At 19.8% G+C, this 1088-nt stretch carries 2 protein-coding genes; both read left to right on the top strand.

What is annotated here, in order from left to right; translation table 11 throughout:
* Positions 1-519 (top strand): prepilin-type N-terminal cleavage/methylation domain-containing protein (locus tag ACRCYC_RS04285; protein ID WP_438617949.1); only part of this gene is annotated, 519 nt, incomplete at its 5' end.
* The gene (locus ACRCYC_RS04280; RefSeq protein ID WP_291945444.1) at positions 488-1042 is read left to right on the top strand and encodes a hypothetical protein; all 555 of its coding nucleotides are present in this window, start codon (positions 488-490) and stop codon (positions 1040-1042) included. The genes ACRCYC_RS04285 and ACRCYC_RS04280, both read left to right, overlap by 32 nt.
* Positions 1043-1088: the final 46 nt, after the last annotated feature.

The following is a 1088-nucleotide window of genomic DNA, read 5'->3' as shown; positions in this document are numbered from 1 at the left end:
ATAAACAAAAATAAAGGATTTTCAATAATAGAAATATTATTTACTTTAGTGATAGTTTCAGTTATTTTTCAAATTTTATTTTATTATTTAAAATATATAAACATTGAAAGAAAAATACAAATGAATAGGTTTCGGTTTAATAAAGATATAAAGTTAATATTGGAAGGAATAAACACATCTATATATGAATCATTAGAATATAAAATATATAAACAAGATAATATAAACTCTTATATTGACTACTCTAAACCTTCTGTAAATAATGGAAACATACTTATTATTGAAAAATATATTCCAGGAGAGTATAAATTTACAAATATAGAAATATATTATTTTGAAGATAATATTATTACCTCTTTTTTAGGAAAAAGGCGAAGAAAAAATGAGATAAATGTAGAATTAGAAAGTAGAGAAAATATTATGAAAAATTTTAAAATAAATTTTAAATTAGAAGATTATGGAGTATCAATGGAAGGATATTATTTGAATGAGAAATTTAAAAAAGAGTTTAAAAAATAAGGGATATATTCTTCCAAGTATTTTATTTATTCTCACACTTTTAGTATGGTTATTTTCTATGAGTTTACTAAATTATAGAAATGAAATTGATAATTTTACTTCTTTAAAAATATCAAATGATGATTATTGGGTTATAGAAAATATTTCTGTAATAGCAGAATATGAGATTTTTAAGGGAAATTATTTAATTGATAATGGTGATTATAAAGATATAATTGAGTACTTTGAAGATAAAACTCTTATTTGGATTGATATTAATGAAACTTCTAAAAGTGGTTATAAAAGGTATACAGTTAAACAAAATGAAAAATTCGTAGAAGATAAATTAAAGTTTATTCCTTTTACAAAAAATATTTTTGAAATAAAATTAGTTAAGATTATAGATATAGAAAAAACTCAAATAGAAATTAAAATTGATTTATTTTATGAGTATTTACAGGGTGAGTCTAATTTTTTTAAAAGCTATAAAAGAGAGATAAGAGGAGTTGAAGCTAGATTAAAAAATGAAAATATTAGAGATTAATGATAGGGGAATAAAATTATTAGAAGATGGAGAAATAATTAATCAA

The sequence above is a fragment of the Paraclostridium sp. genome, assembly GCF_051657365.1.
Lineage (GTDB): Bacteria > Bacillota > Clostridia > Peptostreptococcales > Peptostreptococcaceae > Paraclostridium.
This window is presented reverse-complemented; position numbering and strand designations above follow the sequence as displayed.

Coding starts and splice junctions, on each gene's coding strand:
- ACRCYC_RS04280 (WP_291945444.1), top strand. CDS start 488: ATGAGAAATTTAAAAAAGAGTTTAAAAAATAAGGGATATATTCTTCCA.